The sequence below is a fragment of the Streptomyces sp. NPDC048461 genome (assembly GCF_055587105.1).
The window spans coordinates 191,254-217,073 of sequence record NZ_JBVJGW010000016.1; the positions used below are offsets into that span (position 1 = coordinate 191,254).

At 71.8% G+C, this 25,820-nt stretch carries 21 protein-coding genes; 8 read left to right on the forward strand and 13 right to left on the reverse strand.

Annotated elements, in window-relative coordinates:
- Positions 1–46: 46 nt before the first annotated feature.
- On the reverse strand, positions 47–919 hold the full coding sequence (locus tag ACZ6S8_RS26210) for an SCO6745 family protein (RefSeq protein ID WP_469459669.1): 873 nt from the start codon (positions 917–919) through the stop codon (positions 47–49).
- A gap of 414 nt (positions 920–1,333) precedes the next feature.
- Between ACZ6S8_RS26210 and ACZ6S8_RS26215 the strand changes: the two genes are divergently transcribed.
- Positions 1,334–2,863 carry a M1 family metallopeptidase gene (locus tag ACZ6S8_RS26215; protein WP_469459671.1) on the forward strand — a complete coding sequence of 510 codons (1,530 nt, stop codon included), beginning with the start codon at positions 1,334–1,336 and terminating at the stop codon, positions 2,861–2,863.
- A gap of 6 nt (positions 2,864–2,869) precedes the next feature.
- Here ACZ6S8_RS26215 and ACZ6S8_RS26220 read toward each other — a convergent pair whose 3' ends face one another.
- Positions 2,870–3,784, reverse strand: a complete 915-nt coding sequence (locus ACZ6S8_RS26220; RefSeq protein WP_469459674.1) for an oxygenase MpaB family protein — start codon at positions 3,782–3,784, stop codon at positions 2,870–2,872.
- Between the two features lie 258 nt (positions 3,785–4,042).
- Here ACZ6S8_RS26220 and sph point away from each other — a divergent pair, with 258 nt between their 5' ends.
- Both sph and ACZ6S8_RS26230 read left to right on the forward strand, forming a co-directional pair.
- Positions 4,043–5,032, forward strand: coding sequence for a sphingomyelin phosphodiesterase (sph, locus tag ACZ6S8_RS26225; protein ID WP_469459676.1), 990 nt, complete (start codon positions 4,043–4,045; stop codon positions 5,030–5,032).
- 222 nt (positions 5,033–5,254) lie between these two features.
- Positions 5,255–5,680, forward strand: coding sequence for a hypothetical protein (locus ACZ6S8_RS26230; RefSeq protein ID WP_469459678.1), 426 nt, complete (start codon positions 5,255–5,257; stop codon positions 5,678–5,680).
- A gap of 181 nt (positions 5,681–5,861) precedes the next feature.
- Here ACZ6S8_RS26230 and ACZ6S8_RS26235 read toward each other — a convergent pair whose 3' ends face one another.
- The 5 genes from ACZ6S8_RS26235 to ACZ6S8_RS26255 form a co-directional block, all read right to left on the reverse strand.
- The gene (locus ACZ6S8_RS26235) at positions 5,862–6,368 is read right to left on the reverse strand and encodes a DinB family protein (RefSeq protein ID WP_469459680.1); all 507 of its coding nucleotides are present in this window, start codon (positions 6,366–6,368) and stop codon (positions 5,862–5,864) included.
- Positions 6,369–6,504: 136 nt separating this feature from the next.
- Positions 6,505–8,160: a bifunctional aspartate transaminase/aspartate 4-decarboxylase gene (locus tag ACZ6S8_RS26240; protein ID WP_469459682.1), complete on the reverse strand. Its 1,656-nt coding sequence runs from the start codon at positions 8,158–8,160 to the stop codon at positions 6,505–6,507.
- 43 nt (positions 8,161–8,203) lie between these two features.
- Positions 8,204–9,907: an aspartate-alanine antiporter gene (gene aspT, locus ACZ6S8_RS26245; protein WP_469459684.1), complete on the reverse strand. Its 1,704-nt coding sequence runs from the start codon at positions 9,905–9,907 to the stop codon at positions 8,204–8,206.
- 28 nt (positions 9,908–9,935) lie between these two features.
- On the reverse strand, positions 9,936–11,615 hold the full coding sequence (gene aspT, locus ACZ6S8_RS26250; RefSeq protein ID WP_469459686.1) for an aspartate-alanine antiporter: 1,680 nt from the start codon (positions 11,613–11,615) through the stop codon (positions 9,936–9,938).
- 111 nt (positions 11,616–11,726) lie between these two features.
- Positions 11,727–13,568, reverse strand: a complete 1,842-nt coding sequence (locus ACZ6S8_RS26255; protein ID WP_469459688.1) for an AMP-dependent synthetase/ligase — start codon at positions 13,566–13,568, stop codon at positions 11,727–11,729.
- 85 nt (positions 13,569–13,653) lie between these two features.
- On the opposite strand from ACZ6S8_RS26255, the gene ACZ6S8_RS26260 reads away from it, so the two are divergent.
- Together ACZ6S8_RS26260 and ACZ6S8_RS26265 are read left to right on the forward strand one after the other, a co-directional pair.
- Positions 13,654–14,382: a MerR family transcriptional regulator gene (locus ACZ6S8_RS26260; protein WP_469459690.1), complete on the forward strand. Its 729-nt coding sequence runs from the start codon at positions 13,654–13,656 to the stop codon at positions 14,380–14,382.
- Between the two features lie 59 nt (positions 14,383–14,441).
- Complete coding sequence (locus ACZ6S8_RS26265) at positions 14,442–15,158, forward strand: maltokinase N-terminal cap-like domain-containing protein (RefSeq protein WP_469459692.1); 717 nt, start codon at positions 14,442–14,444, stop codon at positions 15,156–15,158.
- Positions 15,159–15,313: 155 nt separating this feature from the next.
- Here the strand turns inward: ACZ6S8_RS26265 and ACZ6S8_RS26270 are convergent, their stop codons facing one another.
- The 5 genes from ACZ6S8_RS26270 to ACZ6S8_RS26290 all read right to left on the reverse strand — a co-directional run bounded on the left by ACZ6S8_RS26270 (position 15,314) and on the right by ACZ6S8_RS26290 (position 21,340).
- Positions 15,314–17,485: a 3-hydroxyacyl-CoA dehydrogenase NAD-binding domain-containing protein gene (locus ACZ6S8_RS26270; RefSeq protein ID WP_469459694.1), complete on the reverse strand. Its 2,172-nt coding sequence runs from the start codon at positions 17,483–17,485 to the stop codon at positions 15,314–15,316.
- A 105-nt stretch (positions 17,486–17,590) separates the two neighbouring features.
- A complete protein-coding gene (locus ACZ6S8_RS26275; RefSeq protein WP_469459696.1) occupies positions 17,591–18,805 on the reverse strand; it encodes an acetyl-CoA C-acetyltransferase in 1,215 nt (404 codons plus the stop codon).
- Between the two features lie 47 nt (positions 18,806–18,852).
- A complete protein-coding gene (locus ACZ6S8_RS26280) occupies positions 18,853–19,995 on the reverse strand; it encodes an acyl-CoA dehydrogenase family protein (protein ID WP_469459698.1) in 1,143 nt (380 codons plus the stop codon).
- 11 nt (positions 19,996–20,006) lie between these two features.
- Entirely contained in the window at positions 20,007–20,156 is a 150-nt protein-coding gene (locus ACZ6S8_RS26285; protein WP_469459734.1) for a hypothetical protein, read from the reverse strand.
- Positions 20,156–21,340, reverse strand: coding sequence for a CaiB/BaiF CoA transferase family protein (locus ACZ6S8_RS26290; RefSeq protein ID WP_469459700.1), 1,185 nt, complete (start codon positions 21,338–21,340; stop codon positions 20,156–20,158). Before ACZ6S8_RS26290 ends, ACZ6S8_RS26285 begins: the two co-directional genes overlap by 1 nt.
- A gap of 282 nt (positions 21,341–21,622) precedes the next feature.
- Here ACZ6S8_RS26290 and ACZ6S8_RS26295 point away from each other — a divergent pair, with 282 nt between their 5' ends.
- Both ACZ6S8_RS26295 and ACZ6S8_RS26300 read left to right on the forward strand, forming a co-directional pair.
- Positions 21,623–23,275, forward strand: coding sequence for a hypothetical protein (locus ACZ6S8_RS26295; RefSeq protein WP_469459702.1), 1,653 nt, complete (start codon positions 21,623–21,625; stop codon positions 23,273–23,275).
- A gap of 174 nt (positions 23,276–23,449) precedes the next feature.
- The gene (locus tag ACZ6S8_RS26300) at positions 23,450–24,628 is read left to right on the forward strand and encodes a saccharopine dehydrogenase family protein (protein ID WP_469459704.1); all 1,179 of its coding nucleotides are present in this window, start codon (positions 23,450–23,452) and stop codon (positions 24,626–24,628) included.
- A 13-nt stretch (positions 24,629–24,641) separates the two neighbouring features.
- Here the strand turns inward: ACZ6S8_RS26300 and ACZ6S8_RS26305 are convergent, their stop codons facing one another.
- Positions 24,642–25,319: an endonuclease V gene (locus ACZ6S8_RS26305; protein WP_469459706.1), complete on the reverse strand. Its 678-nt coding sequence runs from the start codon at positions 25,317–25,319 to the stop codon at positions 24,642–24,644.
- Positions 25,320–25,345: 26 nt separating this feature from the next.
- Between ACZ6S8_RS26305 and ACZ6S8_RS26310 the strand changes: the two genes are divergently transcribed.
- Complete coding sequence (locus ACZ6S8_RS26310) at positions 25,346–25,645, forward strand: YciI family protein (RefSeq protein WP_469459708.1); 300 nt, start codon at positions 25,346–25,348, stop codon at positions 25,643–25,645.
- The last annotated feature ends 175 nt before the right edge of the window (positions 25,646–25,820 follow it).

The window sequence follows — 25,820 nt, forward strand, 5'->3', positions numbered from 1 at the left end:
CGCGACAAGGGCGGGTAAGCCCGCCACACGGCGGCTCCCGGACGGGTCAGGCCTTGTCGCGGAGGTCTCCCGGGAAGGCCCCGGCGGTGACGGCGCGCACGACGAATCCGCCGCCGAGTTCCGCCAGCCTGGCCAGGCCGGCCGCGCCGAGGTGCTCGTACGGGGCGGCGTCCAGCCGGTCGGTCTCGGCCTCCAGCCGCTCGCGCACGGCGGCGCCCTCCGCGGTGAGCGCGCCGTCCGCGTCGAGGATCCCGCGCCGGCGCAGCCGGTCGGTGGCCGCGTCCAGGTCGGCCTGCTCCCAGCCGCGGATGGCCTTGAGCCACTTCGGGCTCATGCCCTTGCCGGTGGCGGTGTGGCTGACGAGGGCTTCGAGCGGGTCCAGGCCGGCGGTGAGCAGGGCGGTGAGGTGGCCGTCGCCGCGGTGCTCGCGCAGCAGGGTGGCGGCGTGCCACAGGCGCAGGTGCGGCTCGGCGGGCACGGGGAGGTCGGCGTGGGCCGAGTAGAGGGTGCGGCCGTGCCGGGTGCAGGCCTCGGTGGCGCGCAGGGCGAGGTCGGCGGCCTCGGCGAGCTCGGGCGATGCGACGGTCTCGGCGCCGAGGAGGCGGCGCAGGGTGGCGTCGGCGGCGCGCAGGCGGGCGGCGAGGGCCTCGGCGGGCGTGACGGTGTCCCAGACGGCCGGGAGGTGCCGGGCGACGAGGTCGTGGCGGTAGTTGTAGAACGCGGCGGTCACGGCGCCCGCCCCGACGGCTCCCAGGGCGGCGGAGCGGTGGGCGAGGTTGACGGCGACGGGGTCCTTGACGCCGAGGGCGGCGAACTCCCGGGTGATGTCCGGGGAGAAGTACACCGTGGAGTGGAGCGGGTTGATCGCGCCGTGCCAGGCGTGCCGGGCGGCGAGCGGGGGAAGCGTCGAGACGGTCATGGCGGCCAGGTTACCGACTGCTCAGTATGTCGGATAGCCCGCAGCCGGCCACGGCTCGGGCCGGCGGGGCCGCACCCGGAGCGGTGAGGACATGACCGCACCGGAGGGGTCGCGGAGTCCCGGGGCGTCCCGCGCGGGCGGTCGTTTCCGGTCGTTCTCCGGCCCCGGGCCGGGTCCGGGCGGCCGGGAGCCGGAGCCGCCGCGGCCCGGGACCGGACCGTCCAGCGGCCGGGGCAACCGCTCCCACCGGCCGCTGCAACCGCTCCCCCCGGCCCGCCGCGCCCGCGGCGTGACGGCCGAATGGCGATCGTGTGAATGCAGGGGCCATGGACATGACGTGGGACGCCAGGGGTGAATACGGTCGAACGACGAGACCTTGAACCGCGCTGTCTCCCCTATCACTTGGAGCCCTTCGTGCACCGCAAAGTCATCGCCCCGAGCGTGCTCGCCGCTTCGCTTCTGCTGGTGATCCCGGCGTCGGCGGCGAGTTCCGGTCCGGGCGCCCCGGGTATCGGCGATCCCTACTACCCGGCCAGCGGCAACGGCGGATACGACGTGTCGCACTACGACCTGCGCCTGCAGTACCAGCCGAAGACGGACCTCCTGGAGGGCACGGCCACCCTCCTGGCCACCACCAAGCAGGACCTCTCGCGCTTCAACCTCGACTTCGGCCTCAAGGTCAGCGAGATCCGGGTCAACGGCACGAAGGCGGCGTTCGCCACGTCCGGCGACCACGAGCTGGAGGTCACCCCGGCGAAGCCGCTGGCGCGGGGCACCTCGATCAGCGTCGTCGTCAAGTACGCCGGGAAGCCGTCCGAGTTCAAGGTGGACGGCTGGTCGGCGTGGCAGCGCACGCCGGACGGCGGTGTGGCCGCGCAGGAGCCGGACTCGGCGGTCTGGTGGTTCCCGAGCAACGACCACCCCACCGACAAGGCCACCTTCGACGTCTCCGTCAACGTCCCCGACGGCACCCAGGCCATCAGCAACGGCGTGCTCCAGTCGCAGACCTCGCGGCTGGGCTGGACCCGGTACAACTGGCGCTCCAACAAGCCGCAGGCCACGTACCTCGCCACCCTCGCGGTCGGCAAGTTCGACATCACCACCGACAAGACGGCGAGCGGACTGCCGATCCTCAACGCCTACAGCAAGGACCTCGGCGACAACGCGGGCGCCGCGCGCGCCAGCGTGGAGCGCACCGGCGAGGTCGCGGAGTGGCTGGAGGGCGTCTTCGGGCCGTACCCCTTCAACGCGCTCGGCGGCTACGTCCCGAACGTGACCGCCGGCTTCGCCCTGGAGACCCAGACCCGGCCGTTCTACGGACCGCGCCAGTTCCAGAACGGCGCGAACGTCTCCGTGGTCGTGCACGAGCTGGCCCACCAGTGGTACGGCGACAGCGTGTCCGTCGAGGGCTGGAAGGACATCTGGATCAACGAGGGCTTCGCCCGCTACAGCCAGTGGCTGTGGTCGGAGAAGGAGGGCGAGGGCACCGCCCAGGAGCTCGCCGACTGGGCGTACGCCACCCGCCCGGCCGAGGACCCGTTCTGGCAGGTCAAGCCGGGTGACCCGGGTCCGGAGAACCAGTTCCACGGCGCCGTGTACGACCGTGGCGCCATCGCCGTGCAGGCGCTGCGCAACGAGGTCGGCGACGAGAAGTTCTTCCGGATCCTCAAGGGCTGGCCGACCGAGCGGGCGCACGGCAACGCCAAGGTCGGCGACTTCGTGCGGTACGCCGAGAAGATCTCGAAGAAGCCGCTGGCCCAGCTGTTCGAGACCTGGCTCTACACCCCGGGCAAGCCGGACGTCTCGGCCCTGAACCCGGCCGCCGCCAAGGCCGCGCAGTCCCCCTCGGCCCGCTCGCTCCCGGCCGCTCCGGCCGAGCAGACGGAGCCGAAGTCCTGGAAGAAGATCGCGGAGACGAACACGGTCCACGACCACGGTCACTGAGGTCCGTCAGCGGGCGGCGGCGTGCCATCGGGCCCGCGCCGCCCGCGCGACGGGCAGGTAGCGCAGCCGCTCGGGCAGGAGCGGTACGAGGATCCGCACGGCGGTGCTGAACCGCCGCAGGCGGCGTTCCTGGGCCGGGGTCCACTCCAGGCCGATCGCGGCGCGCGCGTCGGGCGGCATGTACCCGACGGTGACGAAGGCCCGCAGGCGCAGGAACGCCGCCCGCAGCACCGGCCACGCGATCCGCAGCAGCAGCCGTACGGGCAGCGGGCCGCCCTCGGGGCGGGGCAGCGGCACGTCGGTGGCGACGAGCTCGCGGGCGACCTTCGTCGGCTCGATCTCCTCGGCCAGCATGCGGCGGTAGTAGACCCAGTACTCCTCGATGCTCTGCGGCATGTCCCGGTCGTGGAGCCCGAGGATGCGGCCCACCTGGAGCCATTCGCGGTAGAGCTGCTGCTCCTGGGCGGGAGTGAAGCGGCGCAGCAGGTAGCGGCCCGCGTACAGGTAGACCGGGAAGCCGCTGGCGTGCACCCAGGCGTAGCAGGCGGGGTCGAGGGAGTGGTAGCGCCGGCCGCGGGTGTCGGTGCCCTGGATCTCCTTGTGCAGGCGGCGCACGCGACGCCCTTCCTCGGCGGCTTCCTCCCCTCCGTACACCCACAGCTGGACCGAGCGCAGCGAGCGCTCGCCGCGGCCCCAGGGGTCGGTGCGGAAGACGGAGTACTGGTCGACGCCGGCGCCGATGGCGGGGTGGGCGACCTGCATGGTGAAGGCGGCGGGGAGCATCAGCAGGGCGCGCACGTCGCCGGCGATGGTCCACAGCACGCCGCCGGGCGGCGGCGGCTCGGGGTCGGCGCGGCGGCCGGCGGCCGTCGGGCCCGGCGATCCCGGCGATCCCGGTGCGGGGTGTTCCGTCGTGCTCATGAGTGCGTCCCCCAGGGTCTGGACCTCGCCGTCCTTCCAGTATGACGGGGCCTGAGGGAGTGCGGCCGGGGGCCCTGCCGGTGCGCCCCGCGGGGTGAAGGGCGGACCCCGGCGGCGGACTGATCAGCTCCGGATGTGCCGGTGCCCCCACGTCGCCGCACTGCGGACAGAAAGTCTTGTCACGGGTGTTACCCCGAAGTAACCGTGGCTGCTTGGATGACGGAGCCGATCTTCCCCCGCAGGAATGATGGAGACCTCATGCTGCTCACCTCCCACCGCCGCCACCGGGCCGCCGCCGCGGCCGTCGCGGCGATAGCCGCCGGCGCGCTGGCCGCCACCACCGCGCCGGCCGCCTCGGCCGCGGAGAGCGCCGCTGCCCCGCGGCTCAGCGTCCTGTCGTACAACGTGTTCCTGATGAGCAAGAACCTCTACCCGAACTGGGGCCAGGACCACCGGGCTGCGGAGATCCCCAAGGCGGCCTTCTACCAGGGCCACGACGTCGTCGTCCTCCAGGAGGCCTTCGACAACGGCGCCTCGGACGCGATCAAGGCCAACTCGGCCGCGCGCTACCCGTACCAGACCCCCGTCGTCGGCCGCAGCAAGAGCGGCTGGGACGCCACCGGCGGTGCGTACTCCGCGACCACTCCGGAGGACGGCGGCGTCACGGTCCTGAGCAAGTGGCCCATCGTGCGCAAGGAGCAGGTGGTCTACAAGGACGCCTGCGGCGCCGACTGGTGGTCGAACAAGGGCTTCGCGTACGTCGTGCTGAACGTCAACGGCGCCAGGGTGCACGTGGTCGGCACGCACGCCCAGTCCACGGACCCCGGCTGCGGCGCGGGCGAGGCGGCGGAGATGCGCGCCCGCCAGTTCCGGTCGATCGACGCGTTCCTGGACGGGAAGAACATCCCGGCGAACGAACAGGTCATCGTCGCCGGGGACATGAACGTCGACTCGCACACCCCCGAGTACGCCTCCATGCTCGCCAACGCCGACCTGGCCGGCACCGACAGCCGCACGGGGCACCCGTACTCCTTCGACACCGCACTGAACTCGATCGCGTCCTACCGCTACCCGACGGACCCTCGCGAGGACCTGGACTACGTCCTGTACCGCAAGGGCAACGCGCGTCCGGCGGGCTGGGAGAACAACGTGGTCAAGGAGCAGTCCGCGCCCTGGACCGTCTCCAGCTGGGGCACGTCGTACACGTACACCAACCTCAGCGACCACTACCCCCTGATCGGCCGCTGACAACCCCGCGCCCCGCCCTCCGGCAGCGGGGCGCGGGGCGCGGCCCGGCGTACGAGGTCAGGACACGTCGACGCGGACGCTGTCCCCCGACACCGTGGAGGGCTTCCGAGGGTGCTTCGGATCGGTCACCATGGAGGTCCGTCGGCGGTCCGAGGGTGGGGATGGGCGAGGGTGGGATCGTTCTGGACGAGTGATCGGAGCGGGCCGGAGGAGGTCGGACCCGTGCCGTGGCTGGCGCTGGCCTGTCTGGTCGGGTGGCTTCTGGCCTACGGCTTGCTGGCGAACTTCACCGGAGAGTTGCGGACGGCGCTGTGGGGCGAGCCCGGGACCGTGACCGAAACCGACTGCCGGACGTACGACAACACCGTGGCCAATGCGGGAAAGTCGACGTCCTGCTCGGGCGCCTTCACCCCGGACGACGGCGGCTCGCCGTTCGACGTCCCCATCGAGGGCAACATCAACGCGCAACCGATCCGTGCGTGGCTGGTGGACGGTGCGTCCGGCACCGCGTACGTCTCACCAACGGCGTGGGCGGGGGTGCTCCCGGTGGGCCTGTCCCTCCTCCTGTGCGGCCTCCCGGCGGCGGTGACGGTGAAGCACGTGCGCCGCGTCCACGCACAGCGCACCGGGCGGGCAGTCGACACATGACCGGCCGGACCGGTCCTAGGCCGTCTCTTTCGGATCTTGTCGGCCGAGCCCGCGGCGTCTGGTGCCGTGTCTGGGCGTGCTGTCGGGGCGTTCGCGTACTGGGCCGTACGTGGTCGCCTCGGCAGTGCGGCCAGGCGCGGTGCCAGGCGTCGCGGGCCCGGCAAGATCCGAAAGAGACGGCCTAGTTGCCGGTCGTGCCGTCGAGCAGCTCGCGCAGGATGTCCAGGTGGCCGTTGTGGCGGGCCGTCTCCTCGATGAGGTGGAGGAGGATCCAGCGCAGATCGACGTGGAGGCCGTTGCGGATGGTTCGCTGGGCCCGCTCGTCCAGGTCGTTCCCGGCGACCAGTTCGCGGTAGCGGGCGCTGTGTTCCGCGTATTCGTCGAGCAACTGCGTGAGCGGGAAGTCGACGGCGATGCGCATCTCGCGGTCGGGGTCCTCATCCGTCATGGGGGCCTGGTCCTCCTCACCGAGGAAGACCACCTGGAACCAGTAGTACTCGACCCAGCGCAGGTGGTTGATCACTCCGCTCATGGTCATCAGCGGCGAGCCCGGCAGGAGCGCCTTGCGGGCGTTCTCCGCGGAGACGCCCTCGCATCTGGCGCGGGCGGTGCCACGTGCGTAGTCGAGAAACGTGGTGAGCTGGGTGCGCTCGTCCCACGCGGGCGGTGTGTCGTCGATTCTTGTCATCGCCCGAAGCGTCCCCGATCACCCCGCCCGATGTCGAGGCATTTCGCAGCGGACCGACCTGCCCCCACCCACCGACACCACCGCGGCCGGCCCCGGCGGGGGTTGTCGGGGCGGCCGCGGTGGTGTGAGGGGTGGGTCAGGCGGAGGCCTTGGCGCGCTGCCATTCCGCCGCGTAGTCGTTGAAGATCCGCCGCAGGTGGTGGCCGATCTTCAGGTAGTCCAGGTCGTCCAGGTTGGCCAGGGAGACGCGGACGGACCACTGCGGGCCGTCGAAGCCGCCGCCGTTCAGCAGGACCACCGAGGTCTGCTCCGCGAGCCGGAAGAGCGGGTCGACCGGCTCGTAGTTCTTCTCCAGGAAGTCCGCGAAGTCCTTGCCGTGCACCCGCTCGGCCTCGGCCAGCAGGTCCAGCTCGATGTAGTAGCCGGCTCGCTTCTCGTCCTCGGAGATCTTCATCTGGGCGCCCTCCAGCAGGAGGTCCAGGCGCCGGTGGACGATCTGCCGGATGCGCTCCTTGTACGCCTGGCCCTCCTCCAGCATGTCGAAGAGCGAGAACAGGCTCATCATCACCTGCTGCGGCAGGGAGAGCCCGGCGGTGTGGTTGAGGGCCACCGAGCGGGAGTCGGCGACCATCCGGTCGATGAAGCGGATCTTCTCCGGCTCCAGGGTGAGCGTCCCGTACCGCTTGGCCAGGCGGTCCTTCTGGTCCTGCGGGAAGTCCGCGATCATCTCGTCGATCACGTTGTCGTCGTTCAGGCCGATGACGCCCAGGCGCCAGCCGGTGCAGCCGTAGTGCTTGGAGTACGAGTACACGAGCAGGGTGTTGCGGGGCAGGTCGGCCGCGATGGAGCGGAAGCCCGGCACGAAGGTGCCGTACACGTCGTCGGTGACGATCAGCAGGTTCGGGTTGCTGGTCGCGACGATGTCCTTGATCTGGTCGGCGACCCGCTCGCTGAGCGCCAGCGACGGCGGGTTGCTCGGGTTCACCAGGCAGACCAGCTTCACGGACGGGTCGGCGAGCTTGGCGACCTCCTCCTCCGGGTAGCGCCACTGCCGTACGCCGGTCTCGGCGAAGAGGCTCGCGGAGACGTTGACCACCTCGAACTCGAAGGTGTCGAGCTCGGGGATCTCGATGTACGGGGTGAACACCGGGGTCATCAGGGCGATCTTGTCGCCCTTGTGCAGGACCCCGTTCTTCATCAGCGAGTCGAAGATGTAGCACATGGCGGCGGTGCCGCCCTCCGTCGCGAACAGCGAGAGGGTGCCGGCCGGCGGCCGCTTGTCGAACATCTCGTCGCCGACGTAGCCGCGGACGACCTGCTCCGCGTGGACGAGCATCCGGTCGGGCACCGGGTAGTTGTCGCCGGTGATCGCGTCGGTGAGCTCGTGGACGTACGCGTCCTTGTCGAAGCCGAAGCGTTCCAGGGCGTGGAGCACGCAGCGTTCCAGCAGTTCCACGCCGGGCAGCTCGGGGTGGCGGCGCACCCAGGAGTCGAACCGCTCGCCGATGCCCTTCTTCTCGGGCATGCCGCCGAGGTTGTCGGCGGTCCAGACCCGGCGGGACTCGTCGAGGGCGAAGTAGCCCAGGGCGTAGAACGCCTCGCGCGGACCCGTGGCGATCCAGTTGGGGTTGCCGCGGCCCGCGTTGAGCATCGCGCGGGTGGTGGTCCCCTTCTGGCCGGGCTTGTCGGCCTGGGCGGCGGTGGCGAGCTGGATGAACTTGTCCTTCAGCTCGAAGGGGCTGAGCTGGGCGAAGGACTGGATCTCCTCGCGGCTGAAACTGGTCTCGGGCACGGCGGACTTCCTTTGCGTTCGACTGCGTTCGACGGGAGGGGGCTCAGTGCTGGAGGAGGACGATGACGGCGCCCCAGATCGTCAGCAGCACGTTGCTGACGGCGTACGGGATCGTGTAACCGAGCACGGGCACCTGGGACTTGGACTGCTCGTTGACCGCGCCGATCGCGGCGGTGGTGGTCTGGCCGCCCGCCAGGACGCCCATCAGGATCGGGAAGCGGATCTTCTGGACGTGGTGGCCGACGAGGAAACCGACGATCAGCGGGATCAGGGTGGCGACCGCGCCGAAGATCAGCAGTCCCCAGCCCGCCGAGGCCAGTCCGCTGGTGAAGCTGGGTCCGGCGTTGATGCCGACGACGGCGACGAACAGGCAGAGCCCCAGGGTGTCCATGAACCACTGGGCGCCGGGCGGGACGTTGCCGTACGTCGGGTACCGGCCGCGGATCCAGCCGAAGATCAGGCCCATGATCAGCGCGCCGCCCGAGGTGGACAGCGAGATCGGGACCCCGCCGGCCGTCAGGGCCGGGATGCCGATGCAGCCGCCGAGGAAGATGCCGAGGCCGACCCAGACCATGTCGGTGGCGAAGCTCGTCGGCACCGGCTTGCCGATGGCCTTGCCCGCCGGGTCCACGAGCCGCTTGGGCCCGGACAGGACGACGGTGTCGCCGCGCTCGATCTGCGTGGAGAGCCGGTAGGGGAACTCGGCGCCCGCCCGGTACAGCTTGTCGATGTAGACGCCGACCATGAACGGCTCCTGGCGGAGCTCGGAGACGGTCTTGCCCATCTGGGCCTTCTCGGAGGCCACGACGTGCAGGGTCTCGGTCTGGTAGCCGAGCAGTTCGACGTCGTCGGCCTCCGGCCCGACGTGGGAGCGGGCGTCGAACTCGACCAGCGAGCCGCGCAGGGCGCTGACGGCGACGACGTCGCCCTGCTGGAGCACCGTCTGCTGGGTGTGGTCCAGGATCTGGCCGTCCCGCCGGATGCGGGTGAGGTAGATCCGGCGCCCCAGCGCCTTCTGCTGCTGCTCGAAGGCCTCGATGGTGCTGCCGACGAGGTCGGAGTGCCGGATCGTGTACGCGCGCAGCACGATCTCGTAGTAGCCCTCGTGCAGGTCCGGGTCGTCCTCGGGGGCGTCGAGCTCGCGCGCCAGCTGGGCGCTCTCGGTGGCCAGGTTCCGGCGGTAGAGCCGGGGCAGCACGTTGGCCAGCAGCATCGCGCACAGGATGGTGCCCAGCGGGTAGGTGACCGCGTAGCCGACGGCGACGAGGTTCTCCTGCTCCTTGATCTGGTCGGCGGAGAGCCCGGGCAGGTTGCCGATGGCGTCCTGGGCGACGCCGATGACGGCGGACTGCGTGAGGGCGCCGCCGAGCAGGCCGGCCGACAGGCCCGGTCCGTAGCCGAGGAGGGCCGCGAAGCCCCAGCAGACGAGCAGGCCGGTGATGCAGACGATGACCGCGTTGAGGACCTGGGGCAGGCCGTCCTTCTTCAGGCCGCGGAAGAACTGCGGGCCGACCTTGTAGCCGAGGGCGAACAGGAACATCGTGAAGAAGAGGTTCTTCACGGTCCCGTCGATGGTGATCTTGAATTGGGCGCCGAGCAGCAGCCCGGCGATGAGGCAGCCGGTGACGGCGCCCAGCCCGATCGCCCGCCAGCGCAGCTTCCCGAAGAGGAAGCCGAGCGCCACGGTGATGAACACCAGCAGCTCCGGATGGGGCTGGAAGATGTTCCGGTTGAGGAAGTCGATCATGTGGGGGTGCCCTCCGAGTCAGAGGCGGTCAGGCGCCGAGGATGCCGACGAGGATCGGACCGGTGAGCGGGAGCAGGAAGTTGGAGAGGGCGTAGGTGATCGTGTAGCCGAGCATCGGCACGGAGCTCTGCGCCACCTGTGTCACCGAGGTGATGGCCGGCGTCGAGCACTGCTGGCCGGCGATGGCCCCGATGAGCAGGGGCTTCTCGATGTTCAGCAGCTTGCGCCCGACGACGAGGGAGAGCGTGGCCGGTACGAGGACCATGGCGATCCCGGCGAAGGGCAGCAGCGCCCCGTACTCCTTGAGCAGCGGCCAGGCCTGCGGGCCCGAGGTCAGGCCGGTACAGGCGATGAACAGCGCGAGGCCCATGTCCTTGATGGTCGTGGCGGCCTGCGGGGGGAAGGCCCCGAAGGTCTGCCGGCGCGAGCGGAACCAGCCGAACAGCAGCCCGGAGACCAGGCATCCGCCGCCGGTGCCCAGCGAGAGCGGGACCCCGCCGATGCGGACCACGAGCTGGCCGAGGAGGGAGCCGAGCGCGATGCCGAAGCCCAGGTAGATGAAGTCGGTGGCGTCGTTCTTCGCGACGGTGCCGATCTTGGCCACGACCCGGTCGAGGCCGGACCGGGCGCCGACGAGGGTCACGACGTCTCCGCGCTCGACCACGGTCTCCGGGGTCGCGGGCAGGTGCTGGTCGTTGCGGAGCACGTCGGTGACGTACACCCCGTCCCGGGCGAACTCCGGGTGCGTGCGCTGGAGGTCGTCCAGCGACTTGCCCGAGACGGCCCGGTCGGTGACGGCGACCTGGCTGGTGGCGAGCGGGGTGTCCACTCCGGGGATGCCGGGGGTCTCCGGGCCGATCACCCGGCCCGCCTCGATGGTGTTGGCCCGGCGCCCCACGACCAGGACGAGGTCGGAGAGGGTGAGTTCGAGGTCGGGGCGGGGGGTGAGGGTCGTGGATCCGCGTTTGACCACCTCCACGGTGACCCGGCCGCCGAAGTTCGTCTCCAGGTCCCCGACGGTGCGGCCGTCGGCGTGCGTGACGAGGTAGGTCCGGCCGACCAGACCGGGCAGCGCCTCGCGCTCGTCGCTCTCCAGGGACCCCCCGGAGCCGCGCATCTTCTCCCACAGCTCGCGCGAGGCGTCCCGCAGGTTGATCCGCATCATCATCGGCATGATCTGGCTGGTGTAGATGACGATGGTGACGAGCCCGAAGAGGTAGCAGACGGTGTACGCGGTGGCCACGTGGCCCTGGTACGTCGTCACCTGCTCCGGGCTCAGGCCGGGCAGCTTGCCGATCGCCTCGGTGGCCGTGCCGACGACGGCGGACTCGGTCGCCGCCCCCGCCAGGATCCCGGCGGCGGTGCCCACGTCCAGGTCGAACGCCTTGGCGAGGCCGATCGCGATGGCGAGCACGCTCACGAGCTCGATGCCGCACAGGGCGAAGAAGCGCAGGCTCCTGCGGTTGAGGTTGGCGAAGAACTGGGGTCCGGCCATGTAGCCGAGGGCGAAGATGAAGAGCGCGAAGAAGATCGTCTTGACGTCGGCGTCGATCTCGACGTGCGCCCAGGCCCCCATCAGCAGGGAGACGATCAGGGTGCCGCAGATGCCGCCGAGCGTGATGGGGCCGACGCGCAGCTTGCCGACGAGGTACCCGACGGCCAGGCAGAGGAAGAGGGCGAGTTCCGGGTTGTCACGCAGAACGCCCATCGGCCGTCACCCGGCCTGGCCCGGAGGGCGGGTGGGTGGCAAGGTGTGTCGACATTCCACCACCCTGGTCCGGCGGGCGGGCGACCGCCCACCGGACCGGGGCCGTTCGGGTTACCGGGCCGGGGCGGGGTCCTCGTACAGCCCGTCGATCAGCGCGCCGTACTTCTCGCGGATCACCCGCCGGCGGAGCTTGAGCGAGGGGGTGAGCTCACCGCTCTCGGGGCCCCACTCCCCCGTCAGCAGGCGGTAGCGCTTGATCTGCTCGGTCCGGTTGAGCCGGGCGTTGGCCGCGGCCACCGCCCGCTCGACCTCCTCCCGCACGGCCGGGTGCGCGGCCAGCTCCGCGGGCGAGGCCGCCTCGATGCCCCGGGCGGCGGCCCAGGCGGGGGCCAGGTCCGGGTCCAGGACCAGCAGGGCGACGAGGTAGGAGCGGCCGTCGCCGTGGACCAGGGCCTGTCCGATCAGCGGGTGCTCCTTGACGGTGTTCTCCACCAGCGCCGGCGAGACGTTCTTGCCGTTCGAGGTGATGATCAGTTCCTTCTTGCGGTCGGTCAGCCAGAGGAACCCGTCCTCGTCGAGCCGGCCGATGTCGCCCGTCGGGAACCAGCCCTCCGCGTCGGCCGCGTCCTCCAGCGAGCCGTCGGGCCGCAGGTAGCCCCCGAAGACGGTGGCGCCGCGGGTGAGGATCTCCCCGTCCGGGGCGAGCCGCAGCTCCAGGCCCTCGATCGGCCGGCCCACCGAGCCGAGGCGGAACGCGTCCGGGCTGTTGACCGTACACACGCCGGAGGTCTCGGTGAGGCCCCAGGCATCCATGATCGTGATGCCCCAGCCCGCCCAGAAGCGGACCACGTCGATGGGCATCGGCGCCGTCGCGCTGGCCGTCCAGACCAGCCGGTCCATCCCCGCCAGCCCCAGCAGGGGGTCCAGCACCCGCTCCTTCGCCGCCCCGTACGAGGCTTCGAGCGCGGCCGGGACCCGTTCGCCGCGCTCCCGGTGCGCGGCGCGGGCGCGGGCCAGGTCGTTCGCGGCCTCGATGGCCGCCCGCTGGTCCTCGGGGAGCCGGGCGAGCACGGCCCGTACGGAGGCGGCCAGCTTCTCCCACACCCGGGGTACCCCGAAGAACTGCACCGGCCTCAGCTCCCGCACCGCGCCGGCGACGGCGGTGGGGTCGGCGCACAGCCGGACGTGCGCGGCCCGCAGCAGCGGCAGGTAGATGCCGAGGACCCGCTCGGCTATGTGCGCGAAGGGCAGGTAGCAGATGTGCTCGGCGTGCTCGGGCAGGTCCACGTGCCGGTCGAGGCGGATCGCCTGGAGCATCAGGTTGCGGTGGGTCAGCCGGACGCCCTTGGGGTCGCCGGTGGTCCCGGAGGTGTAGACGACGGTCAGCGGGTCCTCGGGGCGCGTCTCCCGCCAGGCCTTGTCGAAGGCGTCGGTGCGGTGCAGGCGGACGCCGCCCGCGTACAGGGAGGCGTACGTGCCGTGCGGGCCCGCCTCGGCGGCCTCGGCCACCACCAGCCGCTCCAGGGGCACGTCGGCGTCGGACAGCAGCGGCTCCCACCGGGCGAGTTCGCGGGCGCCCTCCACGACGGCGATCCTGGCTCCGCTGTGGCGGGCGATGTGGGCGATCTGCTCGGGCGCGGAGGTCCCGTACACGGTGACGGGCACGGCGCCGAGGTGGACGAGCGCGAGGTCGCTGAGCCAGTGCTCGGGGCGGTTGCCCATCATCAGCAGGACGTGCTCGCCGCGCCCGACTCCGAGGGCGGCGTACCCGGCGGCGAGGACGGCCACCTTGAGGCGGACCTCGGCCCAGGTGAGGGTCGTCCACCCGTCGGCGTCGGGGCCCGAGCGCCACGAGAGGGCGGGGAGCGAGCCGTGCGCGGCCGCGTTGCGGGCGAGCAGCGCGGGAACGGTGATCTCTTCGGGTCGTCCGGGCAGTCGCAGGTTCGTGGTCATGGGCAGCTCCTGGCCGTTTCACATCGTTGGTGCGACAGCAATACTGTTGAACCCAAGCTGTGGAGCAGAGAGCGAGGCGCAGACGATGGCCGACCAGGCACCCGAGCCGATGCTCACCGTGGACGAGCTGGCGGCCCGGGCGGGCGTCACCGTCCGCACCGTACGGTTCTACAGCACCCGCGGGCTTTTGCCCCCTCCCGTGATCGGCCCTCGTCGGGTCGGCCACTACGGACCGGAGCACCTCTCGCGGCTCGCGCTGATCGAGGAGTTGCAGCACCAGGGCATGACCCTCTCGGCCATCGAGCGGTACCTCGACGCCCTGCCTGACGACCTGAGCGCGCACGACCTGGCCATCCACCGGGCGATGGTGTCGAGCTGGGCTCCGGACGCCGCCCAGGAGGCCTCGCTGCCGGAGCTGGAGAAGCGGGCCGGACGCAGCCTGTCGGACACCGATCTGCGGCGGCTGACGGCGATGAACGTGCTCGCCGTCTCGGGGGACGGGTTCCGGGTGGACGTGGGGCTGCTGCGGCTGGGCGTGGCCCTGCTCGACGTGCCGATCGCGCACGAGACGATCCTGGAGGCCCGGCGGGTGCTGGTGGAGCACACCCGGTCGGCGGCGCACGAGTTGACGGCGCTGTTCCGCGACGAGGTGTGGGGGCCGTTCACCGAGGGCGAGAGCGACCCCGAGCGGGTGGAGTCGATGAAGGCGCTGTCGGCGCACATGCAGCCGATGGTGGTGCAGGCCCTGGTCACGGCCTTCCAGCGGTCCCTGCGGGAGGAGCTGCGGGCGGCGTTCGTCTCGGGCGAGGACTGATCGTCCGTACGGCACGGACGGCCCGCCCGGGCCCGCGGGGCCGGGGTAGATTCAGCGTCATGGCTGTCATCCACCGCACCACCATGACCCCGTCCAAGCACGAACTCCTCGCCGCCTGGCTCCCGTTGCGCTCGTGGTACCGGGGAGCCGGAGGCCCGGCGGGGCTCACGGCGGCGGAGCTCACCGCGGCGGGCGGGTTCCGGCTCGACGACCCCGCGGGCGAGGTCGGCATCGAGTTCATGGCCGTCACCGACGGGTCCGGCACCACCCCGGTCGTCTACCAGGTGCCGCTCACCTACCGGGCCGCGCCGCTGGCCGGCGCCGAGGCGGGCCTGATCGGCACGAGCGAGCACGGCGTCCTCGGCACGCGCTGGATCTACGACGGAGCCCACGACCCGGTCCTGGTGGGGCAGTTGCTCGCCCTGCTGGCCGGCGAGACGGCCGCCCAGGCCCAGCGGGAGAGCAACGTCCCCGACCCGACGGTCGGAGCGCACCCCGAGGGGCAGGGCGTACCGGCGGGCCTGACCCGGCGGCCCGGGAGCGTGGCCGACACCGCCGACGCGAGCGTCCTCCCGGTCGGCGTGTCCGGACACCCCGAAGCCGCACCCCTGGCACTGAGCCTGACCCGGGTGCTGCGCCCCGGCCCCGCCGCCGGGGACGGCCTGCGCGGGCAGGTGCTGGCCCGGTGGACCGCCCCGGACGGCGCCGAGCTGCGCGGGGCCGTCGCCGTACTGCGGGAGGCGGACGGCTCCGGCGGGGGCGACGGCAGCCGCTGACCGGCGGCGCGACGGCAACCGGCCGGCCGGTCGGCCGCCGACCGGCCGCGGTCCCGGGCCCGCCGCGCGGGCGGGCCCGGGATCCACGTACGCGGCAGGCCCACGTCTCAGCAGGCGTGCGCCTCACTCCCCGTAGGCCTCAGTCCGCGTACGCCTCAGTCCGCGTACGTCTCCCCCCGCTCGGCCTTCGCCACCAGCGAGGCCGGCGGCGCGAACCGCTCGCCGTACGCCGCCTCCAGCTCGCGGGCGCGGGCCACGAAGCCCGCCAGGCCGCCCTCGTAGCCGTTGACGTACTGGAGCACGCCGCCCGTCCACGCCGGGAAGCCGATGCCCATGATGGAGCCGATGTTGGCGTCGGCGACCGAGGTCAGCACGCCCTCGTCGAGGCAGCGGACCGAGTCGAGCGCCTCCGAGAAGAGCATCCGCTCCTTCATGTCCTCGAAGGGGATCTCGTACCCGGGCTTGGTGAAGTGCTCGCGCAGCCCCGGCCAGATGCCGGCCCGCTTGCCCGCCTCGTCGTACGCGTAGAAGCCGCCGCCACCGCTGCGGCCGGGCCGGCCGAACTCGTCGACCATCCGGTCGATGACGGTGTCCGCCGGGTGCTCGGCCCAGGTGCGCCCCTCGGCCTCGAAGGCCTTGCGGGTCTCGTTGCGGATCTTGCGCGGCAGGGTGAGCGTCAGCTCGTCCATCAGGGAGAGCACCTTGGCCGGGTAGCCGGCCTGGGCCGCGGCCTGCTCGACGGAGGCGGGCTCGATGCCCTCGCCGACCATCGCCACGCCCTCGTTGATGAACTGGCCGATGACGCGCGAGGTGAAGAAGCCGCGCGAGTCGTTGACCACGATCGGGGTCTTGTTGATCTGGCGGACCAGGTCGAAGGCGCGGGCGATGGCCTCGTCGCCGGTCTGCTCCCCCTTGATGATCTCGACCAGCGGCATCTTGTCCACGGGCGAGAAGAAGTGCAGACCGATGAAGTCGGCCGGCCGCTTCACACCCTCCGCGAGCCCGGAGATCGGGAGGGTGGAGGTGTTGGAACACAGCAGCGCGTCGGGCGCGATGACGTCCTGGATCTCCTGGAACACCTTGTGCTTGAGGGAGGTGTCCTCGAAGACCGCCTCGATGACGGCGTCACAGCCCGCCAGGTCGGCGACGTCGGCGGTCGCGGTGATCCGGCCGAGCAGCTCGGCGCGCTGGGCCTCGGTCGTACGGCCGCGCGAGACGGCCTTGTCGAGCAGCTTCTCGGAGTACGCCCTGCCCTTGGCGGCCGCCTCGGCGGTGACGTCCTTGAGGACGACCTCGATGCCGGCCCGTGCGCAGGAGTACGCGATGCCGGCGCCCATCATGCCCGCGCCGAGGACGGCGACCTTGCGGACGGTGCGCGGCTCGACTCCCTGCGGGCGGCTGCGGCCGGCGTTGACGGCCTGGAGGTCGAAGAAGAACGCCTGGATCATGTTCTTGGCGGTCTGGCCGGTGACCAGCTCGGTGAAGTAGCGGGCCTCGATGGTCAGCGCGGTCTCGAAGTCCACCTGGGAACCTTCGACGGCGCAGGCCAGGATGTTGCGCGGAGCCGGGTAGGGGGCTCCGTTCAGCTGCTTCTTCAGGTTGGCCGGGAAGGCCGGCAGGTTCGCGGCGAACCGCGGGCTGGACGGCGTGCCGCCCGGGATCCGGTAGCCGGGTACGTCCCACGGCTGCTTCGACTCGGGGTTCGCGTCGATGAAGGCGCGGGCCTTGTCGAGCATCTCCTCGCGCGTGGCGGCCAGTTCGTGGACCAGGCCGTTCTCCAGGGCGCGCTTCGGGTTGTACTGGGTCCCCTGCAGCAGCACCTTGAGCAGCGCGTCGGCGATGCCCATGAGGCGCACGGTACGGGTGACGCCGCCGCCGGCCGGGAGGAGCCCGAGGGTGACCTCGGGCAGTCCGATCTTGGAGCCGGGGGCGTCGAGGGCGACGCGGTGGTGGGAGGCCAGGGCGATCTCGTAACCGCCGCCCAGGGCCGCGCCGTTGATGGCGGCGACCACGGGCTTGCCGAGGGTCTCGATGCGGCGCAGCGAGGCCTTGATGGCGGTGCCGGTGTCGAAGGCGAGCTGCGCGTGCTCGGGTCCCAGCCGGATCATGTCCTTGAGGTCGCCGCCCGCGAAGAAGGTCTTCTTGGCCGAGGTGTAGATGATGCCGCGGATGGAGTCCTTCTCGGCCTCCGCACGGTCGGCGATCGCGGCGATGGAGTCCTTGAAGGCCTGGTTCATCGTGTTGGCGGACTGGTCGGGGTCGTCGAGGATCAGGGTGACGACACCGGTCTCGTCCTGTTCCCAGCGGATGGTTCGGGTCTCGGTCATGGGTGGGTCTCTCCGTGGAAGTCTCGTTCGGCGGGGCCGGGGCGGAAGGGGCCGGGGGTCGGCCCGGGCGCTACGCGGGGGTCGGGCGTTCGCTGCGCCGCACGGCTACAGGCGCTCGACGATGGTGGCGACGCCCATGCCGCCGCCGACGCACAGGGTGACGAGCCCGTAGCGCTTGTCCTGGCGCTCCAGTTCGTCGATGACGGTGCCGAGGATCATCGCGCCGGTGGCGCCGAGCGGGTGGCCGAGCGCGATGGCGCCGCCGTTCACGTTGACCTTGTCCAGCGAGACGCCCATGTCCTTGACGAAGCGGAGCACGACGCCCGCGAAGGCCTCGTTGATCTCGATCAGGTCGATGTCGTCGATGGTCAGGCCGGCCTTCGCCAGGGCCTTGCGGGTGGCCGGGGCGGGGCCGGTGAGCATGATGGTCGGCTCGGAGCCGGAGACCGCCGCCGAGACGATCCGGGCGCGCGGCCGCAGGCCGCCCCGCTCCCCCGCCTCGCGGGAGCCGATCGCGACGAGCGAGGCGCCGTCGACGATGCCCGAGGAGTTGCCGGCGTGGTGGACGTGGTCGATCTTCTCGATCCAGTGGTACTTCTGCAGGGCCACCGCGTCGAACCCGCCGAGGTCGCCGATGTCCGCGAAGGACGGCTTCAGCCGGGCGAGGGTGTCCGCGGTGGTGCCGGGGCGGATGAACTCGTCGTGGTCCAGGACGACCAGGCCGTTGCGGTCGGTCACCGGGACGACGGACCCGGCGAACCGGCCGTCCTTGACGGCCGCGGCGGCGCGCTCCTGGGAGAGGGCCGCGTACTCGTCGACGTCGCGCCGGGAGAAGCCCTCGATGGTGGCGATCAGGTCCGCGCCGATGCCCTGGGGCACGAAGCCCGTGTCCCAGTTCGTCATCGGGTCGGCGAACCACGCGCCGCCGTCGGAGGCCATCGGCACGCGGGACATGGACTCGACGCCGCCCGCGAGGACCAGGTCCTCCCAGCCGGAACGGACCTTGGCGGCGGCCATGTTGACGGCTTCCAGGCCGGAGGCGCAGAAGCGGTTCTCCTGAACGCCGGCGACGGTGTCCGGGAGCCCGGCCGCGATGGCCGCGATCCGGGCGATGTCGGAGCCCTGGTCGCCGACCGGGCCGACGACGCCGAGCACGATGTCGTCGATGGTGGCGGGGTCCAGTCCGGGGTTGCGCTCGCGCAGGGCGTGGATGAGGCCGACGACCAGGTCGATCGGCTTGGTGCCGTGCAGGGCGCCGTTGGCCTTGCCGCGCCCGCGCGGGGTGCGGATCGCGTCGTATACGTAAGCTTCGGTGCTCACTGGTCAAGCCTTTCGCAGGATGCTGGGGGAGGTCGGTGGGGGGCGGGTCAGCCCAGGAGGGATCGGCCGATGATCTCCTTCATGATCTCGGTCGTACCGCCGTAGATGGTCTGGATGCGGCCGTCGACGAAGGCGCGGGCCACCCGGTATTCGCTCATGTAGCCGTATCCGCCGTGGAGTTGCAGGCAGCGGTCGGCGACCCGCTTCTGGAGCTCGGTCGCCCACCACTTGGCCATCGAGGCGTGGACGTGGTCGAGCTCGCCCGCCGTGTGGTCGGCGATGCACCGGTCGAGGAAGCTGCGGGTGACGGCGCACTCCGTGGCCATCTCCGCGATCTCGAACCGGATGTGCTGGAGCTTGGCCAGCGGACGCCCGAAGGCCTCGCGTTCCTTCACGTACCGCGTGGTGATCTCCAGCAGGTGCTCGGAGGCGGCGATGGCGGCCATCGCGATGCCCATCCGCTCCTGCGCGAGGTTCGTCATCAGGTGGACGAACGCGCCGTTCAGCTCGCCGAGCAGGTTCTCCTTGGGCACGCGCACGTCGTGGAAGAACAACTCGGCGGTGTCCTGGGCCTTCTGCCCGATCTTGTCGAGGTTGCGGCCGCGCTCGAAGCCCTCCGCGCCGCGCTCGACGACGAGCAGCGACAAGCCGTGCGCCCCGCCCTCCGGAGTGGTCTTCGCGACCACGACGACCAGGTCGGCGAGGATGCCGTTGGAGATGAAGGTCTTCGAACCGTTCAGCACCCAGTGGTCGCCCCGGTCCTCGGCCGACGTACGGATCGCCTGCAGGTCGGAGCCGGCGCCCGGCTCGGTCATCGCGATGGCCGTGATGGTCTCGCCGGAGCAGAAGCCGGGCAGCCAGCGGCGCTTCTGCTCCTCGGTGGCCAGCGAGGTCAGGTACGGGCCGATGATGTCGTTGTGCAGCCCGATGGCGAGGCCGGGGGCGCCCGCCCGGGTGAACTCCTCGGCGATCACGGCCGCGTACCGGAAGTCGGGGTTGCCGCCGCCCCCGTACTCCTCAGGGACGGCCAGGCCGAGCAGCCCCTGGCGGCCGGCGGCGCGCCAGGCCTCCCGGCTGACGATGCCGTCCTTCTCCCACTGCTCGTAGTGCGGCAGCACCTCCTTGGCGAGGAAGGTGCGGACGGTCTCGCGGAACGCCTCGTGGTCGGCGTCGAAGATCTGGCGCTGCATGGATCGGCTCCTTAAAGCCAGTTCCTGACGGTTTCGATCAGCCGGGCCGGCTCGGGGCCGACCGGCGTGACGTTGAGCATGGTGACGCCCGCCTCGCGGAAGGCCTCCTCGGCGGCGCGGTGCGGATCGCCCGCGTGGTCGAGCATCCTGGACGGCTCCATCAGCCCTCCGCCCCGGACTCCCGCTCCGCGGGCTGCTGTGCGGAGGACTGCTCCTCGGCCGCCTCGGCCTCCAGCAGGGCCGGTACGTCCCAGTCGGCGGCCACCGACGCGGTGTGCGCGCCCGGAAGGGCCGGGCCGCTCGTCACGGCGCCGGGGGTCACCGAGAACCGCGGGGCGGGTGCGGGCTGGACGATCCCGCCGAAGTCGGTGAAGGTGCCGCGGGCCGCGAGGTGCGGGTGCTCCGGCGCCTCGCGCAGCGAGAGCACGGGCGCGACGCATGCGTCGGTCCCCTCGAAGACCGCCGTCCACTCGGCGCGCGTACGGGTCCGGAAGCGCTCGGCGACGGCCTCGCGGAGCTCGCCCCACCGGGCGAGGTCCTTGCGGGCGGGGGCCCGGTCCGCGATGCCGAGCAGCTCGGTGAACGTGTCGTAGAACTGCTGCTCCAGCGCGCCGACCGCCATGTACTGCCCGTCGGAGGTCTCGTAGGTGCCGTAGAAGGGGCAGCCGCCGTCGAGGAGGTTGGCCCCGCGCCGGTCCTGCCAGCCGCCGGCCGCCATCATGCCGTGGATCATCGCGGTGAGGTGGGCCGTGCCGTCCACGATGGCCGCGTCGACGACCTGGCCGGCTCCGGTGGCCCGCGCGTGCTGGAGGGCGGCGAGGACACCGATGACCAGGTAGAGCGAGCCGCCCGCGTAGTCCCCGACCAGGTTGGCCGGAACGGCCGGCGGCCCGTCCGGAGCGCCGATCATGCCCAGCGCCCCGGTCACCGCGATGTACGCGATGTCGTGCCCGGCCGTGTGGGCCAGCGGGCCGGCCTGGCCCCAGCCGGTCATCCGGCCGTAGACCAGCCGCGGGTTGCGCGCGTGGCACGCGGCCGGGCCGACGCCGAGCCGCTCGGCGACCCCGGGGCGGAACCCCTCGACGAGTACGTCGGCCCGCTCGACGAGGTCCAGGACGCGGGCCGGGCCCCCGGCGGACTTGAGGTCGAGCAGGACGGAACGCTTGTTGCGGTTGGTGACGTCGTACGCGGGGTTGACCGCGAGTCCGCCCCCGCCGGGCCGGTCCACCCGTACGACGTCCGCCCCCAGGTCGGCGAGGAGCATGGCGGCGAACGGGCCCGGGCCGATGCCCGCCAGCTCGACGACGCGCACCCCGGCGAGCGGTCCGTTCCCTGTCACTGCCATCGGGCCCCCAGCGTTTCTGGTCTGCGACTGTGTGACACAACTGATGTAACACCAGCGATGCTAGGAACGTGCCGCGCTCTGCACAAGCCCTTGGGCGAGCAAGCGCTTAGCAGTCTGTCCCGATCGGGGTGGATAGGGGCGGTGGACCGCGCCGACCTCCGGGAACTCGATGGCCTACCCCCCTGATCAAGCCACGTGCGGCTATGTACTCTGAGCCTGGTTTCAAACCTGATCAAGTTCAAAAAACGAAAAATGGGGGGGCCGGTGCGCAATCGCCGACTCATGTTTTCCGCCGCCGTCATCGCGGCTGGTGTAGGTCTCCTTCCGGGTCTGGCCCACGCGGCCGACCCGGTCCAGCCCACCAAGTCCAGCAAGCCGGACGGCCACGGGGTCGACAGCACGCCCGACCTCGCCGAGGTCGGTCAGCAGAAGTTCAGCAGCCCGGCCGACCGCACGGTCCAGATCGCGCCGAAGGGCAAGGCCAAGGCCGCTCCGCGGGCCCAGGACGCCGCCGTGGCGGCCGACCCGACGGTCGGACTCAGCGGCTGGGGCACCAGCGCGCGCGGCGTCCACATCGACGCCGCGGTCACCAACCCCGACTCGACGGTGCTCAGCCTGAGCGTCGAATGGGGCGACGGCACCACCGATCAGTTCCACGTCTACGGCAGCGAGACCGTGCCGCTGCAGCACTCCTACAAGGACATCGGCTACTACACGGCCAAGGTCACCCTGTCCGACAACACGGGTGCCCGGGCCGTCAACACGATGGACCTGTGGACCCTGGGCTCCGACTTCACCCCGCACACCCCGACCCGCCTGCTCGACACCCGCGAGGGCACGGGCGCGCCGAAGGCCAAGGTCGGCGGTTTCGGCACCGCCAAGGTGAAGATCGAGGGCAACGCCAAGATCCCGGCCGGCGTCACGGCCGTGGTCCTCAACGTCACCGTCACCAACGCCACCAGCTCGGGCCACATCACCGCGTACGGCTCGGGCGACGACCGGCCGACCTCGTCCAACGTGAACTACAACGCCGGCCAGACCGTCCCGAACCTGGTGATCGTGCCCGTCGGCCTGGACGGCTACGTCGACCTGTACAACCGCAGCGGCGGCTCGGTCGACCTGATCGCCGACGTCACCGGCTACTTCACCCACACCTCGTCCAGCGGCTACACCCCGCTGGCGCCCTCCCGTCTCGTCGACACCCGCTCCGGGCTCGGCGCGAAGAAGGGTCAGGTGCCCGGGGCCGGCACGTTCGGCGTCCAGATCACCGGCCGCAACAACGTTCCTTCGGGCGTGACCGCGGTCGCCCTGAACGTGACCGTCACCGAGCCCAAGAGCGACGGCCACCTGAGCGTGTTCCCGAGCGGGCAGCAGGCCACGACGTCCAACCTGAACTTCAGCGCGGGCCAGACCATCGCCAACGCGGTCATCGTGCCCGTCGGCCCCGACGGCAAGATCAGCGTGCGCAACGGCGCCTGGGGCGCGACCGACGTGATCGTCGACGTCGTCGGCTTCTACAGCCCGGCGAGCGAGGGCGCCTACCGCCCCGTCCAGCCCGAGCGCCTGCTCGACACCCGCGGCGACGACCACTGGAACTACGGGCCGCTCGACGACTTCGGCTACGCCTACATCCCGCTGGGGTACAACCGTTCCCACGAGACCAGCTGGGTCCTGAACACCACGGTCACCGACACGAAGGCCAACGGCTTCCTCGGCGTCGTACCGGACCCGAACACGGTGTACGCGTACGACAACGGCTTCGAGTCGTGGCCGCCCGCGCCCACCTCGTCCACGCTGAACTGGACGCCGGGCAAGACCGTCCCGAACCTGGTCCAGGCGACCGGTGGCCCCGACGGCATCGTCGACTTCTTCAACCAGAGCTACGGCACCACCCACCTGATCGTCGACATCTTCGGCTACTACGACAAGAGCTGACCGGCACCACATCAGCACCCCGTGCCCCGGGAACGGCCGCTCCGGCCGTCCCCGGGGCACGGCTGTACGACCCCCGCCCGCCCGGACCGCCCTCACGGACGTCCGCACGGGCACGCTAGCCTCGGCGGGCGACAGCAGCCAGAGGACGCGGTGACGGACGAAGGAGTGCGCGGGATGGACCAGGAACGTACGTATGACGTGGTGCTCTACGGCGCCACGGGCTTCGTGGGGGCACTCACCGCCGAGTACCTCGCCGCGCACGCCCCCGCGGGCTGCCGCTGGGCCCTCGCCGGCCGGAACACGGCGAAGCTGGAGCTGCTGCGCGAGCGGCTCACCGCGATCGACCCGGCCTGCGCCGGCCTGCCGCTCCTCACGGCGGACGCGAGCGACACCGACGCCCTGCGCGAACTGGCCGCCTCCACCCGGGTCCTGGCGACGACCGTGGGCCCGTACATCTGGTACGGAGCCGAACTCGTCGCCGCCTGCGCCGAGTCGGGGACCGACTACGTGGACCTCACCGGCGAGCCGGAGTTCGTGGACCGGATGTACGTCGAGCACGACGCACGGGCCCGGGAGACCGGCGCCCGGCTCGTCCACGCCTGCGGCTTCGACTCGATCCCGGCCGACCTGGGGGCCTACTTCACCGTCGGGCAGCTCCCCGAGGGCGTCCCGCTGACCGTCGACGGGTTCGTCCGGTCCAACGCCCTCTTCTCCGGCGGCACCCTCACGTCGGCGCTCACCGCGCTCAGCCGCGGCCCCCAGACCCTCGCGGCCGCGCGCGCCCGCCGCCTGCACGAGCCCCGGCGGTTCGAGCGCCGGGCCCGCGGACCGGCCGGAACACCCCGGTACAGCAGGGAGACCGGCACCTGGGCGCTCCCGCTGCCCACGCTGGACCCCGCGATCGTGGCCCGCTCGGCCGCCGCACTGGAACGGTACGGGCCGGACTTCCGCTACCGGCACTACGCCTCCGTCAAGCACCTCCCCGTCGCCGTGGGCGGTACGGCGGCGCTCGGCGCGACGGTGGCCCTCGCCCAGGTCCCGCCGGCCCGGCGCTGGCTGATGAACCGCTGGGAGCCGGGCCGCGGACCGGACGCGGAGCGGCGGGCGCGCAGCTGGTTCACGGTGCGGTTCGTGGGCGAGGGGGGCGGGCGGCGCGTGTTCACCGAGGTCTCGGGCGGCGACCCCGGGTACGGCGAGACCGCGAAGATGCTGGCGGAGTCCGCGCTCTGCCTGGCGTACGACGCCCTCCCGGACGCCGCCGGGCAGCTGACGACGGCGGTGGCGATGGGCGACGCGCTCATCCCCCGCCTCCAGAAGGCCGGCATCACCTTCCGGGTGGCGGACGCCCGCTGAGACGGCTAGATGACTAAACGGCTTCCTTCAGCGCGCGCCGGCACAGGGAGTCGGCGTGCCGCGTCGTCTCGGGGATCCGGAAGCGGGGGCTCAGCGCAAGGGCGTGCGCGCAGGCGTTCTCCAACGAGACCCGGTGCCCGACGGAGACGTAGACGGGCTTGATTCCGTCCTGGGTCCGCAGCGCCCGCCCGACCTCCGCGCCGTCGGCATCGAGCAGCGGGGCCGCGTCGCCCCGCCGGGGGCCCGGTTCCTCGTACGTGAAGGTGAACGGGTTCTTCGCGACCCCGATGGACGGGAGCCCGGTGACCACCCCGAGGTGACAGGCCAGGCCGAAGCCGCGGGGGTGGGCCAGCCCGTACCCGTCGCAGACGACGAGGCCGGGCGCGGTGGTGAGCGCGTCGAGGGCGGCCAGTACGGTCGGCAGCTCGCGGAAGGCCAGCAGCCCGGGCACGTACGGGAAACTGACCCGCCCGACGGCGGTGGTCTCCTCGACCACCTCCAGGGTGGCGGCGTCGAGCACCACGGCCGCGGCGGCGACCAGGTCCCGCGCGTCGTCGTAGGCGACGTCCACGCCGGCGACCAGCCCGAGTCCGGGCGGCGGGCCCGGCTCGGTGAGCACGACCTGATGGCGTAGTTCGTCCTGTATCGCCCGGGCCTCGGCCTCGTCGGCGGGGGTCTTCACACTAGTCATGATGGTGCGAGAGTAGCCTGGCGATCATGTTCGTCATGGAGCTCACCTACACCTCGCCCATCGAAGCCGTTGAGGACCAGATGGACGCCCACATCGCCTGGCTGGACGGCTACTACGCCGCCGGCATCTTCCTCGCGTCGGGCCGCAAGGTCCCGCGCGACGGGGGCGTCATCCTGGCGGGCGGGGTCTCCCGCGGGGAGATCGAGAAGATCGCCGCCGAGGACCCGTTCATCGTGGCGGGCGTCTGCGCGTACCGCATCACGGAGTTCATGGCGACGAAGACCTCGGCGGACCTGGCAACGGTCCGCGAGAACCCGGCGCTGTAGGGGGCGGGGCGGGTGCCGGGCGACTCCCGGGCGGGGACCTGCTGTGGGCGGGGGTGCCGGGGCGGTACTCGTGTCGGGCCGGAGCGCGAGGCGGTGGGGGTTTCCCGTCAGTCTCATCGTCTCTCCGGGTCGGGCCGTCCCCTCAAGGGCGCTCCCTGCGGTCGCGTCGCTACGC

Excerpts from the sequence above, each read along its gene's own strand:
- ACZ6S8_RS26285 (WP_469459734.1), bottom strand. The coding sequence starts at position 20,156 with ATGGAGCCGTCCAGGATGCTCGACCACGCGGGCGATCCGCACCGCGCC.
- ACZ6S8_RS26295 (WP_469459702.1), top strand. The coding sequence starts at position 21,623 with ATGTTTTCCGCCGCCGTCATCGCGGCTGGTGTAGGTCTCCTTCCGGGT.
- ACZ6S8_RS26265 (WP_469459692.1), top strand. The coding sequence starts at position 14,442 with ATGGCTGTCATCCACCGCACCACCATGACCCCGTCCAAGCACGAACTC.
- ACZ6S8_RS26290 (WP_469459700.1), bottom strand. The coding sequence starts at position 21,340 with ATGGCAGTGACAGGGAACGGACCGCTCGCCGGGGTGCGCGTCGTCGAG.
- aspT (WP_469459686.1), bottom strand. The coding sequence starts at position 11,615 with ATGGGCGTTCTGCGTGACAACCCGGAACTCGCCCTCTTCCTCTGCCTG.
- ACZ6S8_RS26305 (WP_469459706.1), bottom strand. The coding sequence starts at position 25,319 with ATGACTAGTGTGAAGACCCCCGCCGACGAGGCCGAGGCCCGGGCGATA.
- ACZ6S8_RS26280 (WP_469459698.1), bottom strand. The coding sequence starts at position 19,995 with ATGCAGCGCCAGATCTTCGACGCCGACCACGAGGCGTTCCGCGAGACC.
- ACZ6S8_RS26300 (WP_469459704.1), top strand. The coding sequence starts at position 23,450 with ATGGACCAGGAACGTACGTATGACGTGGTGCTCTACGGCGCCACGGGC.
- ACZ6S8_RS26260 (WP_469459690.1), top strand. The coding sequence starts at position 13,654 with ATGGCCGACCAGGCACCCGAGCCGATGCTCACCGTGGACGAGCTGGCG.
- ACZ6S8_RS26310 (WP_469459708.1), top strand. The coding sequence starts at position 25,346 with ATGTTCGTCATGGAGCTCACCTACACCTCGCCCATCGAAGCCGTTGAG.
- ACZ6S8_RS26220 (WP_469459674.1), bottom strand. The coding sequence starts at position 3,784 with ATGAGCACGACGGAACACCCCGCACCGGGATCGCCGGGATCGCCGGGC.
- ACZ6S8_RS26210 (WP_469459669.1), bottom strand. The coding sequence starts at position 919 with ATGACCGTCTCGACGCTTCCCCCGCTCGCCGCCCGGCACGCCTGGCAC.
- sph (WP_469459676.1), top strand. The coding sequence starts at position 4,043 with ATGCTGCTCACCTCCCACCGCCGCCACCGGGCCGCCGCCGCGGCCGTC.
- ACZ6S8_RS26255 (WP_469459688.1), bottom strand. The coding sequence starts at position 13,568 with ATGACCACGAACCTGCGACTGCCCGGACGACCCGAAGAGATCACCGTT.
- ACZ6S8_RS26235 (WP_469459680.1), bottom strand. The coding sequence starts at position 6,368 with ATGACAAGAATCGACGACACACCGCCCGCGTGGGACGAGCGCACCCAG.
- aspT (WP_469459684.1), bottom strand. The coding sequence starts at position 9,907 with ATGATCGACTTCCTCAACCGGAACATCTTCCAGCCCCATCCGGAGCTG.
- ACZ6S8_RS26270 (WP_469459694.1), bottom strand. The coding sequence starts at position 17,485 with ATGACCGAGACCCGAACCATCCGCTGGGAACAGGACGAGACCGGTGTC.